At 51.4% G+C, this 292-nt stretch carries 1 rRNA gene; it reads right to left on the minus strand.

Going from position 1 to position 292, the window contains the following annotated elements:
• Window positions 1-292: ribosomal RNA gene (locus H3H36_RS27930) — 23S ribosomal RNA — on the minus strand; the annotation flags it as partial.

Genomic DNA, 292 nt, shown 5'->3' on the forward strand with positions numbered 1-292 from the left:
CCTGCTCCGATGAACGTTGAACAGGAAACCTTGGGCTTACGGCGTGGGGGCTTTTCACCCCCATTATCGCTACTCATGTCAGCATTCGCACTTCTGATACCTCCAGCAGCCTTTACAAGCCACCTTCACAGGCTTACAGAACGCTCTCCTACCATATCCTTACGGATATCCGCAGCTTCGGTGACTGGCTTAGCCCCGTTACATCTTCCGCGCAGGACGACTCGATCAGTGAGCTATTACGCTTTCTTTAAATGATGGCTGCTTCTAAGCCAACATCCTGACTGTTTTAGCC

It is taken from the genome of Rugamonas fusca, from assembly GCF_014042365.1.
GTDB lineage: Bacteria > Pseudomonadota > Gammaproteobacteria > Burkholderiales > Burkholderiaceae_D > Rugamonas > Rugamonas fusca.